The sequence below is a fragment of the uncultured Sphingomonas sp. genome, assembly GCF_964244235.1.
In the GTDB taxonomy this organism is placed as follows: Bacteria; Pseudomonadota; Alphaproteobacteria; order Sphingomonadales; family Sphingomonadaceae; genus Sphingomonas.
Genome location: NZ_CAXTII010000068.1, coordinates 1 through 15,797 on the forward strand (window position 1 = coordinate 1; position 15,797 = coordinate 15,797).

General features: G+C 67.0%; 9 protein-coding genes and 1 pseudogene. 9 read left to right on the forward strand and 1 reads right to left on the reverse strand.

The annotated features are described in order from the left end of the window. On the forward strand, nucleotides 1-1,746 hold a 1,746-nt coding region (purL, locus tag ACFE7D_RS11170), incomplete at its 5' end, for a phosphoribosylformylglycinamidine synthase subunit PurL (RefSeq protein ID WP_375395494.1). Nucleotides 1,747-1,772: 26 nt separating this feature from the next. Here the strand turns inward: purL and ACFE7D_RS11175 are convergent. After that, nucleotides 1,773-2,183 (reverse strand): DUF2147 domain-containing protein, encoded by a 411-nt coding sequence (locus ACFE7D_RS11175; protein ID WP_375395495.1) that lies wholly within the window; start codon nucleotides 2,181-2,183, stop codon nucleotides 1,773-1,775. A 150-nt stretch (nucleotides 2,184-2,333) separates the two neighbouring features. On the opposite strand from ACFE7D_RS11175, the gene ACFE7D_RS11180 reads away from it, so the two are divergent. The 8 genes and pseudogenes from ACFE7D_RS11180 to dctA all read left to right on the forward strand — a co-directional run. Beyond that, nucleotides 2,334-3,653 (forward strand): Nramp family divalent metal transporter, encoded by a 1,320-nt coding sequence (locus ACFE7D_RS11180; RefSeq protein ID WP_375395496.1) that lies wholly within the window; start codon nucleotides 2,334-2,336, stop codon nucleotides 3,651-3,653. 64 nt (nucleotides 3,654-3,717) lie between these two features. Continuing rightward, entirely contained in the window at nucleotides 3,718-6,171 is a 2,454-nt protein-coding gene (locus ACFE7D_RS11185; RefSeq protein ID WP_375395502.1) for a glycogen/starch/alpha-glucan phosphorylase, read from the forward strand. Next, complete coding sequence (gene glgB, locus ACFE7D_RS11190; protein ID WP_375395497.1) at nucleotides 6,168-8,321, forward strand: 1,4-alpha-glucan branching protein GlgB; 2,154 nt, start codon at nucleotides 6,168-6,170, stop codon at nucleotides 8,319-8,321. Before ACFE7D_RS11185 ends, glgB begins: the two co-directional genes overlap by 4 nt. 39 nt (nucleotides 8,322-8,360) lie before the next feature. Next, nucleotides 8,361-9,620 (forward strand): glucose-1-phosphate adenylyltransferase, encoded by a 1,260-nt coding sequence (gene glgC / locus ACFE7D_RS11195; protein WP_375395498.1) that lies wholly within the window; start codon nucleotides 8,361-8,363, stop codon nucleotides 9,618-9,620. Further along, nucleotides 9,617-11,068, forward strand: a complete 1,452-nt coding sequence (gene glgA / locus ACFE7D_RS11200) for a glycogen synthase GlgA (protein ID WP_375395499.1) — start codon at nucleotides 9,617-9,619, stop codon at nucleotides 11,066-11,068. Before glgC ends, glgA begins: the two co-directional genes overlap by 4 nt. Further along, on the forward strand, nucleotides 11,065-12,678 hold the full coding sequence (locus ACFE7D_RS11205) for an alpha-D-glucose phosphate-specific phosphoglucomutase (protein WP_375395500.1): 1,614 nt from the start codon (nucleotides 11,065-11,067) through the stop codon (nucleotides 12,676-12,678). The genes glgA and ACFE7D_RS11205 overlap by 4 nt, the downstream gene beginning before the upstream one ends. A 140-nt stretch (nucleotides 12,679-12,818) precedes the next feature. After that, nucleotides 12,819-14,594, forward strand: a pseudogene (glgX, locus tag ACFE7D_RS11210) (glycogen debranching protein GlgX); the annotation flags it as partial. After that, nucleotides 14,591-15,797: C4-dicarboxylate transporter DctA (gene dctA, locus ACFE7D_RS11215; protein ID WP_375395501.1), on the forward strand; the 1,207-nt coding region annotated here is incomplete at its 3' end. The pseudogene glgX and the gene dctA, both read left to right, overlap by 4 nt.

Below are 15,797 nucleotides of genomic sequence, written 5' to 3' on the forward strand. Positions count from 1 at the left end.
GGCGAGGGGAATTTCCACAAGGCCTCTGACGGCAACATCCTGGTCAATGCGATGACGGTCGGGATCGCGGATCAGGACAGGATCTTCTATTCCGCCGCCAGCGGCATCGGCAATCCGATCGTCTATGTCGGTTCCAGGACCGGCCGCGACGGCATCCACGGCGCGACGATGGCGTCCGCCAGCTTCGACGAGGACAGCGACGAGAAGCGTCCGACGGTGCAGGTCGGCGATCCCTTTACCGAGAAACTGCTGATCGAGGCGTGCCTGGAACTGATGGCGACGGACGTCATCGTCGCGATCCAGGACATGGGCGCGGCGGGGCTGACCTCGTCGTCCGTCGAGATGGCGTCGAAAGGCGGGGTCGGCATCGAACTCGTCATGGACGACGTGCCGCAGCGCGAGACGGGGATGACCCCGTACGAGATGATGCTGAGCGAGAGCCAGGAGCGGATGCTCATGGTCCTGAAGCCCGGCCGCGAGGCAGAGGCGGAGGCGATCTTCCGCAAATGGGAACTCGATTTCGCGGTCATCGGGCGGGTGACCGATACCGGCCGCATGGTTCTGACCCACAAGGGCGAGACGGTGTGCGATATCCCGCTCGGCCCGCTGGCGGACGATGCGCCGCTCTACGACCGGCCGCATGTGAGGACGCCGCCGCCCGCCCCGCTCGCCGATATACCCGCCTGCGCCGATCCCGCCGCGGACCTGCTGACGCTGATGGCGTCACCCGATATCGCGTCCAGGCGCTGGATCTGGGAGCAATACGACCACATGGTCGGTGCCGACACGGTGCAACGCCCCGGCGGCGATGCGGGCGTCGTGCGCGTCCACGGCACCGACAAGGGGCTTGCCGTCTCCACCGACTGCACCCCGCGCTATTGCTATGCCGATCCGTATGAGGGCGGGAAGCAGGCGATCGCGGAATGCTGGCGCAACCTGACCGCGGTGGGCGCGACGCCGCTCGCCACCACCGATTGCATGAATTTCGGCAACCCGCAGCGCCCGGAGATCATGGGCCAGTTCGTCGGCTGTATCGAGGGCATGGCCGAGGCATGCACCGCGCTCGACTTCCCGATCGTGAGCGGCAACGTGTCGCTCTACAACGAAACCAAGGACGAGGCGGGCGGCGCGGCGGCAATCCTGCCGACGCCCGCGATCGGCGGCATCGGGCTGCTGGCGGATTGGTCCAAATCCGCCACGATCGCTTTCAAGGGCACCGGCGACATCATCGTGCTGGTCGGCGGTCACCGGGGTCACCTCGGCCAGTCGCTATGGCTGCGCGAGGTGCACGGCATCGACGGCCGCGACGCCGGACCGCCGCCGCCCGTCGATCTGAAGGCCGAACGCGCGGCGGGCGATCATGTCCGCGCCGGGATCGAAAGCGGGATCGTCACCGCATGTCACGACGTGTCGGACGGCGGCGTCGCAGTTGCGGTCGCGGAAATGGCACTGGCCGGCGGGGTCGGCGCGATGCTGGATACCGCGGCCCAATGCGGCATTGCGGGCACGTTCTTTGCGGAGGATCAGGGGCTGTACCTGATCACCGTCGAGGATCACGCGCTGTATGATTTCCTGCTTGGAGCGGAGGCCGGCGGCGTCGATGCGCACCCGATCGGCCGGACCATCGCGGGGCGGATCGTGTTCGAGCTGGAGGCGGGGGATTATGTCGTGACGCTCGACGATCTGCGCCGGGCGCATGAAGGGTTCTTTCCGGCGCTCATGGGCGTAGACTCGGCCTTGGCCTGAGTTTCGTCGCCCGTGAAACGGCCAGCCTATTTCACCGGTACCCAATGCTGCGTCTGGCAGATGAACGCGATACAGCCCTGGACCTTGAGCGATCCGTCGGGCTGGCGGCGGACGATCGACTTGTAGGTCCGCCCGGATTTGGGGTCGTAGATGCGCCCGCGCCACGCGTCGCCCGCATCGGCGAAGCCCGACAAGACCGCGAGTCCCAGGAACGGCCGGTCACGAAGTGCGGGATCGGGATTGTTGATATCGGTATGCGGCCGCGACGGATCGGAGCGGACGAAGCGTTCGATGTGCCCGCACGTCGACGCACCGCACCGCCCGACCGCGATGACCGCCGTGCCGTCCTCGACCAGCCAGCGGCCGTCGATCGGCACGGCACCGAGCGCGGGTGCGGCGGCGAGCAGAAGCGTGAGGATCGCAGCTGCGATTCGCATATCGTCATCACCTAGATTGTGGACGAGCGCCCAATGCGCGATGCGCGATGAACGCGCAATGCATGACATACGGCGGTCCGCGCCGGTTTTACCGTTTCGTCGCAATCCCTTCGTTGTCCCGGCCGCGCCGATCCGGCAAGGCGGATCGCGATGCCGCCACTCACCCAACCTGCGCCCGCTGCCCCGGCCCCGACACGGTCCGACGGCCATCGCAGCATAATAGTGCCTGACGGCGCGTCTTTCTGGCGGCGATTGTTCGCCTTTGCCGGGCCCGGCTATCTGATCGCGGTCGGTTATATGGACCCGGGCAACTGGGCGACCGACCTCGCCGGCGGATCGGCCTATGGCTATACCCTGTTGTCGGTCGTGCTGTTGTCCAACCTGATGGCGATGGTGTTGCAGTCGTTGTCCGCGCGGCTCGGCATCGCCGGCGGCCTCGACCTGGCGCAGGCTTGCCGCGACCGCTACCCGCGGCCCGTCGCGCTGATGCTGTGGCTGTTGTGCGAGATCGCGATCATCGCATGCGATCTGGCGGAGGTGCTCGGCACCGCGATCGCGCTGAAGCTGCTGTTCGGGATGCCGCTGGTCTGGGGCGTGTGCATCACCGCGCTCGACGTGTTCCTGATCCTGGGGCTGCAACGCTACGGGTTTCGCAAGCTGGAGGCGTTCGTCGTCGCGCTGCTGCTCGTCATCGCCGGGTCGTTCATCTTCGAACTCGCGCTCGCGAAGCCCGATTGGAGTGCCGCGGCGGCGGGACTGGTGCCGAGCGCGCGGATCCTGCGCGATCCCGCGATGCTGTACATCGCCATCGCTATTCTGGGCGCGACGGTCATGCCGCACAATCTGTACCTCCATTCCTCGATCGTCCAGACGCGCGCGTACCGCGAAGACGATGCGGGGCGCGGCGAAGCGATCAAGCTGGCGACGATCGACAGCACCGTCGCGCTGGGGCTCGCCTTCTTCATCAATGCGGCGATCCTGATGCTGGCGGCGGCGACGTTCCATGTCGCGGGGCACACCGGCGTCGCGGAGATCGACGAGGCGTATCGCCTGCTGACCCCGTTGCTGGGCGGCGCGGCGGCCAGCATCGTGTTCGCGGTCGCGCTGCTGGCATCGGGACAGAATTCGACCGTCACCGGGACGCTCGCCGGGCAGATCGTGATGGAGGGGTTCCTGCACCTGCGGATGCCGGTCTGGCTTCGGCGGATGGTCACGCGCGGACTTGCGATCGTGCCCGCCATCGCGGTTGTCGCCGGCACCGGGGATGCGGGCGCGACGAAGCTGCTCATCCTGAGCCAGGTCGTGCTCAGCCTGCAATTGCCCTTCGCGGTCGTGCCGCTGGTGCAGTTCGTCGGTGACCGCGATCTGATGGGACGGTTCGCGATCGGCCCGCGAATGCGCGTCCTGGCCTGGAGCATCGCTACCGCCATCGTCGTACTGAACGCGGTGCTGATCCACCAATTGTTCTAACGACGCGCAACGATAGGCAAGTGACTTTGTACCGCACGGAGCTAGGGTGAGCGACCATGACGCAATGACGGATGCCCGCGTGTTAGCCCCCGCCCCCGACCCGGTTGCGAAACGCGCCGATCCCGGCGTCCTCGCCGACGCCATCCTCGACACCCTCGTCCACCGTATCGGCAAGGATGCACAGGCCGCGCTGCCGCACGACTGGCTCGCGGCCACGATCTTCACGGTGCGCAACGACATCATCGAACGCTGGATGGTGTCGTCCAAGGCAGCGCATGCGGCGGGGGCGAAGAAGGTCTATTATCTCAGCCTGGAATTCCTGATCGGCCGGCTGCTGCGCGACGCGGTCGCCAATCTGCAGCGCAGCGACGAGGTGACCGCGGCGCTCGCCGTCCACGGCGTCGATCTTGCCGAACTGGAGGAGATCGAGCCCGACGCGGCGCTCGGCAATGGCGGGCTGGGGCGGCTGGCGGCGTGTTTCATGGAAAGCCTCGCGAGCCTCGAACTGCCCGCCTATGGCTATGGCATCCGCTACATGAACGGCATGTTCCGCCAGCGAATCGAGAATGGCTGGCAGATCGAATTGCCCGAAAACTGGCTGGTCCACGGCAATCCCTGGGAATTCGAACGCCGCGAAAGCGCCTATTTCGTGGGCTTCGGCGGCGAGGTCGTGGGGCATGACGACGGCACGATCCACTGGAAGCCCGCCGAGGCCGTCGAGGCGATCGCGGTCGACACCCCCGTCGTCGGATGGCGCGGCAAGCGGGTCAACACGCTGCGTCTGTGGACCGCGCGGGCGTTCGATCCGATCCGGCTCGACCGGTTCAACGCGGGCGATTTCTCCGGCGCGCTGGCCGGGCAGATCGGTGCCGAGACGCTGGTCCGCGTCCTGTATCCCAACGACTCCACCGCGGCAGGCCAGGAGCTCAGACTGCGGCAGGAATATTTCTTCTCCTCCGCCTCCATCCAGGACATCGTGCGCCGGCACGTCCAGTATTTCGGCGATATCAAGACGCTGGCCGACAAGGCGGCGATCCAGCTGAACGACACGCACCCCGCGGTATCCGTCCCCGAACTGATCCGCGTGCTGGTCGACTATCACGAACTGAATTTCGACGAAGCATGGGACATCACCAAACGCACCTTCGGCTACACCAACCATACGTTGCTCCCCGAGGCGCTGGAAAGCTGGCCTCTGCCCTTGTTCGAGCGACTGCTGCCGCGGCACATGCAGATCGTCTACGCGATCAACGCCAAGCTGCTGCGCGAGGCGCGCGCCGTCGAGGGGATCGACGACCGCGCGATCGCCGCGATCAGCCTGATCGACGAGGGCGGCGAGCGGCGGGTGCGGATGGCTAACCTGGCGTTTGCGGGGTCGCACAGCGTGAACGGCGTCGCCGCGCTCCATACCGACCTGATGAAGCGCACGGTCTTCGCCGACCTGCACACGCTGTATCCGACACGGATCAACAACAAGACCAACGGCATCACCCCGCGGCGCTGGCTGCAGGAATGCAATCCGCGGCTGACCGCGCTGATCCGCGAGGCGATCGGCGACGGTTTCCTCGACGATGCGGAGCAGCTCGCCGATCTCGCGCCGTTCGCGGAGGATTCCGGGTTCCGTGAGAAATTCGCCGCGGTGAAGCGCACGAACAAAGTGGCGCTGGCGGATCATATCAAGGCGACGATCGGGCTTCTGGTCGATCCCGCCGCGATGTTCGACGTGCAGATCAAGCGAATCCACGAATATAAGCGCCAGCTGCTGGGCATCATCGAGACGGTCGCGCTGTACGACCAGATCCGTGGCCATCCCGAACGCGACTGGACGCCGCGCGTGAAGCTGTTCGCGGGCAAGGCGGCGTCGAGCTATACGAACGCGAAGCTCATCATCAAGCTGGCGAACGACGTCGCGCGGCGGATCAACAGCGATCCGTCGGTCGGTGGCCTGCTGAAGGTCGCGTTCCTGCCCAATTACAACGTCTCGCTCGCCGAGAAGATCGTCCCCGCCGCGGATCTGAGCGAGCAGATCTCCACCGCCGGCATGGAGGCGTCGGGCACCGGCAACATGAAGTTCGCGCTGAACGGCGCGCTGACGATCGGGACGCTGGACGGGGCGAATATCGAGATCATGGAGCATGTCGGGCGCGAGAATATCGTGATCTTCGGCATGACCGCGGACGAGGTCGCGGCGAAGCGCGCCGGCGGCTACGATCCGCGCGCGACGATCGAGGCGTCGGGGACGCTCAACCAGGCATTGTCGGCGATCGCGTCGGGCGTGTTCTCGCCGGACGATCCCGGCCGCTACAAGGACCTGATGAACGGGCTGTACGAACATGACTGGTTCATGGTCGCCGCCGATTTCGACGCCTATGCCGCCGCGCAGCGCGAGGTCGATACGCGCTGGGCCGACACGCCGGGCTGGGAAGCCGCCGCCATCCGCAACGTCGCGCGGGTCGGGTGGTTCTCGTCGGATCGCACCATCCGCGAATATGCGACCGATATCTGGGGTGTGCTGTGAAACCTTCTGCCGACGCCATCGCCGCGCTGCTGGAGGGTCGCCATACCGATCCGTTCTCGCTGCTGGGTGTGCATGAAGGACCCGCGGGCCGGTTCGCGCGAACCTGGATCCCGGGTGCGGAAACCGCGGAGGCGTTCGACCTGGCGGGCGTATCGCTCGGCACGCTGACCCAAATCGACGAAGAGGGGCTGTTCGAGGGGCCGATCGCGGGCGGTCGGCAACCCGTGCGCTACCGTGCAACCGGCGGCGGTAGCGAATGGTCGCTGGCGGACCCGTACAGCTTCGGCCCGGTCCTTGGTCCCATCGACGACGTATTGATGGCGGAGGGCACGCATCTGCGGCTGTTCGACAGGCTGGGCGCGCATCCGATCCGTCACGAGGGGGCGGACGGCATCCACTTCGCGGTCTGGGCACCGGGTGCGCGGCGTGTTTCGCTCATCGGCGATTTCAACGACTGGGACGGTCGTCGCCATGTCATGCGCCGCCGCGGCGATGTCGGCGTGTGGGAAATCTTCATTCCCGACATCGGCGAAGGTCGCCGCTACAAGTTCGAGATCCTGGGCGCGGACGGCGTCCTGCAGCCGCTGAAGGCCGACCCCTTCGCGTTCGCCGCCGAACTGCGCCCCGCGACCGCCTCCGTTACCACCGCGCCCCCGCGCCATGTCTGGAAGGACGACGCGCACCGCGCGCATTGGGCGAGCGTCGATCCCCGGCGGGTTCCGATCAGCATCTACGAGGTGCACGCCGGTTCCTGGGACCGCGACGCGAACGGCTGGTTCCTCAGCTGGGACGCGCTCGCCGACCGGCTGATCCCCTATGTCGTCGACATGGGCTTTACCCATATCGAATTCATGCCGATCAGCGAATATCCCTACGACCCGAGCTGGGGTTATCAGGCGACCGGGCTGTTCGCCCCCACCGCGCGGTTCGGCGATCACGAGGGGTTCGCGCGCTTCGTCGAGGGTGCGCACGAGGTCGGGGTCGGCGTCCTGATCGACTGGGTGCCCGCGCATTTCCCGACTGACGCGTTCGGCCTCGCGCGGTTCGACGGCACGGCGCTGTATGAGCATGAGGACCCGAAGCTCGGCTTCCATCCCGACTGGAATACCGCGATCTACAATTACGGGCGGCGCGAAGTGGCGAGCTTCCTCGTCAACAACGCGCTGTTCTGGGCCGAGCGCTATCATGTCGACGGTCTCCGCATCGATGCGGTCGCGTCGATGCTCTACCGCGACTATTCGCGCGAGGAGGGCGAATGGGTGCCCAACAGCGACGGCGGGCGCGAGAATTGGGAGGCCGTGGCGTTCCTGCGCGAAACCAACAAGCAGCTCTACGGCCAGCATCCCGGCATCTTCACCCTGGCGGAAGAGTCGACCGCCTGGCCGGGCGTCACGGCCCCCGCGCACGACGGCGGGCTTGGGTTCGGGTTCAAATGGAACATGGGCTTCATGCACGACACGCTGCAATATATGCGGCGCGAACCTGTTCACCGGCGGCATCATCACGACGAGATGACGTTCGGGCTGATGTATGCCTTCAGCGAGAATTTCGTCCTGCCGCTCAGCCATGACGAGGTCGTGCACGGCAAGGGATCGCTGCTGACCAAGATGGCGGGCGACGATTGGCAGCAATTCGCCAATCTGCGCAGCCTGTACGCGCTGATGTGGGGCTATCCCGGCAAGAAACTGCTGTTCATGGGGCAGGAATTCGCCCAGCGCGCCGAATGGGACGAAGGTCGCGCGCTCGACTGGCATTTGCGCGAGGCGCGTGCGCATGAGGGGATGCGGACGTTGGTCCGAGATCTCAACCGGCTCTACGCGGCGAAACCCGCGCTGCATGCGCGTGATTGCGAGCCGGAGGGGTTCGAATGGCTGGTCTCGGACGATTCGGCGCATTCGGTCTTCGCCTGGGTCCGCCGCGCGCCCGGTGTCGCCCCGATCATCGTCATCGCAAACCTGACCCCGGTCGCACGCGCGCCCTATGTCATCCGGATGCCGGAGAATGGCCGCTGGCGGGAGATCCTGAACAGCGATGCACAGGAATATTGGGGCAGCGGCCTCGGCAATATGGGCGTGGTCGAAGCCGCGGGCGACAAGGCGCTGATCACGCTGCCGCCGCTGGCCACGATCATGCTGGAATTCGAAGGCTGAACCACAGGCCGATCACGGCAGGCGACGAGGGGGACCGGAATGGATCACCGCAGACAACCGCTCGCCCGCGATGCGATGGCCTATGTGCTGGCGGGCGGCCGCGGCAGTCGCCTCGCCGAACTGACCGACACCCGCGCGAAACCGGCGGTGTATTTCGGCGGCAAGTCGCGGATCATCGACTTCGCGCTGTCGAACGCGATCAATTCGGGCATCCGCCGGATCGGCGTCGCGACGCAGTACAAGGCGCATTCGCTGATCCGCCATCTCCAGCGCGGCTGGAACTTCCTGCGCGAGGAACGCAACGAGAGCTTCGACATCCTGCCCGCCAGCCAGCGGATCAGCGAGTTCCAATGGTATGAGGGCACCGCCGACGCGGTATTCCAGAATATCGACATCATCGAAAGCCATGGCCCCGAATTCATGGTCATCCTGGCGGGCGATCACATCTACAAGATGGATTACGAGCTGATGCTCCAGCGCCACGTCGATTCGGGCGCGGACGTGACGGTGGCGTGCATGGAGGTGCCGCGCGCGGAGGCGAGCGGGTTCGGGGTGATGGCAGTCGACGACGCCGACCGGATCACCGCCTTCGTCGAGAAACCCGCCGATCCGCCGCCAATACCGGGCAAGCCCGACATCAGCCTGGGCTCGATGGGGATCTACGTCTTTCGCACGCGGTTCCTGTTCGACCAGCTGCGCCGCGACGCCGCGACGCCGGGGTCGAGCCGCGATTTCGGGAAGGACATCATTCCGTACCTCGTCGAGCACGGGAAAGCGGTCGCGCACCGCTTCGCCGACAGCTGCGTCCGCGCGCCCGAGGAACGCGATGCCTATTGGCGCGATGTCGGCACGGTGGACGCCTATTGGGAGGCGAATATCGACCTGACCGACGTCGTGCCGAAGCTCGACCTGTATGATCGCAGCTGGCCGTTATGGACTTATTCCGAAGTCACGCCACCCGCCAAGTTCGTCCACGACAGCTCGGGTCGCCGCGGCGAGGCGGTGTCGAGCCTGGTGTCGGGCGACTGCATCATATCCGGCTCCTCGATCCACCGCAGCCTCGTCTTCACCGGCGTGCGCGCGCACAGTTTCTCGCAGCTCGAGCAGGCGGTGATCCTGCCGCGCTGTACGATCGGTCGCGGCGCACGGTTGCAGAAGGTCGTCGTCGATCGCGGCGTGGCGATTCCGGAAGGGCTGATAGTCGGCGAGGATACGGTGCTGGATGCACAGCGATTTCGACGGACGGCCAATGGGGTATGCCTGATTACCAGCGCAATGATCGACCGGTTGGGGACGTGACCCTCACTGTCCTCTCCGTCGCGTCCGAAGCCTTCCCGCTCGTCAAGACCGGCGGGCTCGCCGACGTCGTCGGTGCGCTTCCCGCCGCACTCGCGCCGCGCGGGATCGCGATCACGACGCTCGTGCCCGGCTATCCCGCGCTGGCCCCCGTCTCGAAGGGCGCAACGGTTCTCCACCATTGGCCCGACCTGCTCCGCACGACCGCGCGGCTACTGGCGGCGGAGATCGCGGGGCATCCGCTGCTGATCCTCGATGCACCGGCGCTGTTCGCACGCGGCGGCGGAATCTACGGCGATGCGGGGGGCAATGACTGGCCCGACAATTGGCGGCGCTTCGCCGCCCTCGCCCGCGCCGCCGCCGATCTCGCTTCGGGCGCGGTCGCGAACCAGCATTTCGATATCCTCCACGCGCATGACTGGCAGGCGGCGATGGCCCCCGCCTATCTGCGCTACGCCCCCGGCCCGGGCGTGCCCGCCAGAAGCGTCGTCACGATCCACAATATGGCGTTCCAGGGCTGGTTCGACGCCAGCGTGTTCCCCGACCTCGGCCTGCCGCCGGACGCATTCGCGCTCGACGGGGTCGAATATTATGGCGGCGTCGGCTTCCTGAAGGCGGGGCTGGAGGCGGCGGATGCGATCACGACGGTCAGCCCGACCTATGCAGACGAAATCCGCCGCGCCGAATTCGGCATGGGATTGGAAGGACTTATCGTGACACGCGGCGCCCGCGTCCACGGCATCGTCAACGGTATCGACCCCGCGATCTGGAATCCCGAAGGCGATCCCGCCCTCCCCGCATCCTACGCCGCGCGCACGATCGCGCGGCGGCGCACCAACAAGCGCGCGGTGGAGAAGATGTTCGACCTGAACCGCGGCGACGGCCCGGTCTTCACCGTCATCAGCCGGCTGACCGGACAGAAGGGGATGGATGTCCTGGTGGAGGTGCTCGACGATCTCGTCGCGATTGGCGGTCGCCTCGCGCTGCTTGGCTCGGGCGATGCGGCGCTGGAGGCGGCGTTCCAGGCGGCGGCGGCGCGGCATCCGGGGCGGATCGGCGTCCGGATCGGCTATGACGAACCGCTGTCGCATCTGCTCCAGGGCGGTGCGGACGCCATCCTGATCCCGTCGCGGTTCGAACCTTGCGGGCTGACGCAATTATACGGCCTGGCCTATGGCTGCGTCCCCGTCGTCGCGCGTACCGGCGGGCTCGCGGATACCGTCATCGACGCGAACGACGCGGCGGTCGCGGCGGGGGTCGCCACCGGTATCCAGCATGACGGCGTTACCCGCGACACGCTGCTCCGCGCGATCCGCCGCGCGATCGCGCTCTACGATCGCCCCGTAATCTGGCAACAGATGCAGAAGAACGGCATGCATGCCGACGTCTCATGGTCGGCAAGCGGTGCGCGCTATGCCGATCTCTACCGCAGCCTGATGGAACCCGCATGATCCGCATCGTCGAGACGACCCCCTATCCCGACCAGAAGCCCGGCACGTCGGGCCTGCGCAAGAAGGTGCGCGTGTTCCAGCAACCGCATTATGCGGAGAATTTCATCCAGTCGGTGTTCGACGTGGTGCCGGACAAGGCGGGTACGACGCTCGTCATCGGCGGCGACGGCCGGTTCCTGAACCGCGAGGTCATCCAGATCGCGATCCGCATGGCCGCGGCGGCGACGTTCGGCCGCGTGATCGTCGGGCAAGGCGGCATCCTGTCCACCCCCGCCGCCAGCAATCTGATCCGCCGTCGCGGCGCGATCGGCGGGCTGATCCTGTCCGCGAGCCACAATCCCGGCGGCGCGGACGAGGATTTCGGGATCAAGTACAACATCGCCAATGGCGGCCCAGCGCCCGAGGGCGCGACCGAGGCGATCTATGCACGGACGAAGACGATCGACCGCTGGCTGGCGGAGGATACGCCGGACATCGATCTCGACACGATCGGCGAGGTGAGCGTCGGCGGAATGCCGGTCGAGATCGTCGATCCCGTCGCGGATTATGCCGCGCTGATGGAGACATTGTTCGATTTCGACGCGATCCGCGCCGCGAAGCTGACGATGGCGTTCGACGCGATGAGCGCGGTAACCGGGCCGTATGCGACGGAAATCCTCGAACGCCGGCTGGGCTTCGCGGCCGGCACGGTCAGGAACGGGACGCCGCTGGAGGATTTTGGCGGCCACCATCCCGATCCCAACCTGGTCCACGCACACGCGCTGTACGAAACGATGATGGGTCCGGATGCCCCCGATTTCGGCGCGGCGTCGGACGGCGACGGCGACCGCAACCTCATCATCGGCCGCGGGATCTTCGTCGCGCCGTCGGACAGCCTCGCGATGCTGGCAGCCAATGCGCATCTGGCACCGGGATATGCCGGCGGCCTGAGGGGCATCGCGCGATCGATGCCGACCAGCGCGGCGGCCGACCGCGTCGCCGCAGCGCTGGGCATTCCAGCATTCGAGACGCCGACGGGATGGAAATTCTTCGGCAATCTGCTCGACGCCGGGCTGGCGACGATCTGCGGCGAGGAGAGTGCCGGCACCGGGTCGGATCATGTCCGCGAGAAGGATGGGCTGTGGGCGGTGCTGCTGTGGCTCAATATCCTCGCGGTGCGGCGGCAAAGCGTAGCGGAGATCGCGCGCGACCATTGGGCGAAATTCGGGCGGAATTACTATGCGCGGCATGATTACGAGGGCGTCGAGAGCGAGCGTGCGGATGCGCTGATGGCGGCATTGCGCGGCAAGCTGCACGGCCTGCCGGGTACGCGGTTCGGCGACCTGACCGTCGCCGCGGCGGACGACTTTTCCTATGCCGATCCGGTCGACGGGTCGGTGAGTGCCCAGCAGGGCGTGCGGGTGATGTTCGAAGGCGGCAGCCGCGTCGTGTTTCGGCTGTCGGGGACGGGGACCAGCGGCGCGACGTTGCGGGTGTATCTGGAACGATACGAGGCGGCGGCGACCGACGGCGATACGATCGCGATGCTTGCCGGTATCGTGGCGGCGGCGGAGACGATTGCGGGGGTAGTGCGGCATACCGGGCGCAGCGCGCCGGACGTGGTGACGTGAAATCCTCCCCGGGACGGGGAGGGGGACCGCGTCGCGGAGCGGCGGGGTGGAGGGGGCAGACCGCGAGCGAACCGCCTGCCGCACACCCCCTCCACCCCGCCTTCGGCGCGGTCCCCCTCCCCGAAAGCGGGGAGGATTTTGGCGCTCACGCTACCGGGGACGCCACCCGTTTCACCGTCCGCTCCCCCCGCGCCACAGCCGTGACCCTCTGCCTTTTCGACGGACCCCAAGAAAATCGCATCCCGATGCATCGCACCGGTGACATCTGGTCGGTCCGGACGAACGCCCCACCAGGCACCCGCTACGGCTATCGCGCCGACGGCACAGCCCCCTCCTCCGACCCCGCCAAACTCCTCGTCGATCCCTACGCCGTCGAACTAGACCGCCGCTTCGCCTACGACCCGCGCCTGTCGCAACACGGTGAGGACACCGCAGCGATCGTCCCCAAGGCGATCGTCCCCGCCCCCGCCCCATCCGCCAACCCGCCGCCCCTGCTCTTCACGCCCGGCGGGCTGATCTACGAACTCAACGCCCGCGGCTTCACGATGCGGCACCCCCACGTGCCGCCGGAGCAACGCGGCACGATCCGCGCGCTCGCGCATCCGGCGATCATCGCGCATCTGAAGAAACTGCGCGTCGCGGCCATCGAATTGATGCCGATCGTCGCCTGGATCGACGAGCGGCATCTTGCCCAGCTCGGGCTCACCAACGCCTGGGGCTACAACCCCGTCGTGCCTATGGCGATCGACCCCGGCCTCGCGCCCGGCGGCGTCGCCGAATTGCGGGAGACGGTGGCCGTGCTCCGGGCGGCGGGAATCGGCGTCATTCTCGACCTCGTGTTCAACCACACCGGCGAGAGCGACGCGTCGGGCCCGACACTGTCGCTGCGCGGGCTGGACAACGCCAGCTACGCGCGCACCCCGGACGGCGCGCTGGTGAACGATACCGGCACGGGCAATACGCTCGACTTCGCGCGAGGCCATGTCCGCGCGCTCACGCTCGCGTCGATGCGCCATTTCGCCTTGCTCGGCGTGGACGGGTTCCGGTTCGATCTCGCCCCCGTCATGGCGCGCGGCCCCGGCTTCGACCGCCAAGCGGCGATCTTCGCGGGAATCGCCGCGGACCCGCTCTTGTCCACCCGCGTCATGATCGCGGAACCCTGGGATATCGGCCCCGGTGGCTATCAGCTCGGGGCGTTTCCCGAGAGCTGGCTCGAATGGAACGACCGCTACCGCGACGATGTCCGCCGTTTCTGGCGCGGCGACGGCGATGCCGGCACGCTGGCGACGCGGATTGCGGGATCGTCGGACGTCTTTCACGGCCAGGCGACCCGCACCGTCAACTTCATCGCCGCGCACGACGGCTTCACGCTGGCCGACATGGTCGCCTACGAACATCGCCACAACGACGCGAACGGCGAGGACAATTGCGACGGGCATGGCGAGAATTTCTCCTGGAACGGCGGCGCTGAAGGCTCGACCGACGACCCTGCGATCCTCGCCCGCCGCAACGCCGACCGGCGCGCGCTGCTGGCGACGCTGTTTGCGTCCAAGGGCACGATCATGCTCGCCGCGGGCGACGAGTTCGGCCGGACCCAACAGGGCAACAACAATGCCTATGCGCAGGACAACGCGGTAAGCTGGATCGACTGGGCGGGCCGCGACACCGCGTTGGAGGATTTCACCGCCGCGCTCGCCGAATTCCGCGCCGGCTCGCCGATCGCCGATCCCGACTGGCTCGCGGAAGCCCACTGGCGCGCGCTGGACGGCCAGCCAATGGCGCCCGATCGGTGGGCGGAGGCGGACGGGTTCGAACTCCGCTTGCCGGATGGCGCGGAAACGATGATCCTGCGCATCGACCGCACCGCGCGCAACGTAACGATCGCGCGGGCGACGATATTGGAGAGCAACCCTTGATCCCGCCCACCACCGCCACGCCGACGCACCCGCCGAAATGGTGGCAGCATCTCTACCTCCAGGTCATCGTCGCGATCGTGCTGGGCGCGGTCATCGGCCATGTGTGGCCGGATACCGGCAAGGCGCTGAAACCGCTGGGCGACGGGTTCATCAAGCTGGTGAAGATGGTGATCGCGCCCGTGATCTTCCTGACCGTCGTCGGCGGGATCGCGGGGATGCGCGAACTGGGCGCGGTGGGGCGCGTAGCGGCGAAGGCGCTGGGATATTTCTTCGTCGTCTCCACCTTCGCGCTGTTCGTCGGGCTCGCAGTCGCGAACGTGGTGAAGCCGGGCGCGAGCATGGGGATCGACCCCGCGACGCTCAACGCCGGCGCGGTCGCCGATTATGCGCACCAGGCGCACGAGACGACGCTCGTCGGGTTCCTGATGGCGATCATCCCGACGACGATGGTGTCCGCCCTGACCGAGGGGTCGATCCTCCAGACGCTGTTCGTCGCCATCCTGTTCGGCGTTTCCCTGTCGCTGGTCGGCGAACCTGCGCAACCGGTGTTCGATCTGATCGAGCGGCTGACGCTGATAGTCTTCCGCATCGTCGGCATCCTGATGCAGGTCGCACCGATCGGCGCGTTCGGCGCGATCGCCTTCACCGTCGGCCAATATGGCGCGGGCAGCCTTGTGCAGCTGGGCGGGCTGGTCGCGACCTTCTATGCGACGTCGATCCTGTTCGTGGTCGTGGTGCTCGGCGCCATCGCCCGGCTGCACGGCTTCTCGATCCTGCGGCTGATCGCCTATCTGAAGGCGGAGTTGCTGCTGGTTCTCGGCACCTCGTCCTCCGAGGCCGCACTCCCCAATCTCATGACCAGGCTGGAGGCGGCTGGATGCGACCGCGCGGTCGTAGGCCTGGTCGTGCCGACCGGCTATTCGTTCAACCTCGACGGCACCAACATCTACATGACGCTGGCGGCCTTGTTCATCGCGCAGGCATGCGGCGTGCATCTGTCGTTCGGCAATCAATTGGCGTTGATGGCGGTCGCGATGCTGTCGTCGAAGGGCGCGGCGGGGGTGACGGGCGCGGGCTTCATCACGCTGGCGGCGACGCTGTCGATCGTGCCGTCGGTGCCGGTTGCCGGCATGGCGCTGATCCTCGGGGTCGACCGCTTCATGAGCGAATGCCGCAGCCTGACCAACTTCGTCGGCAACGCGG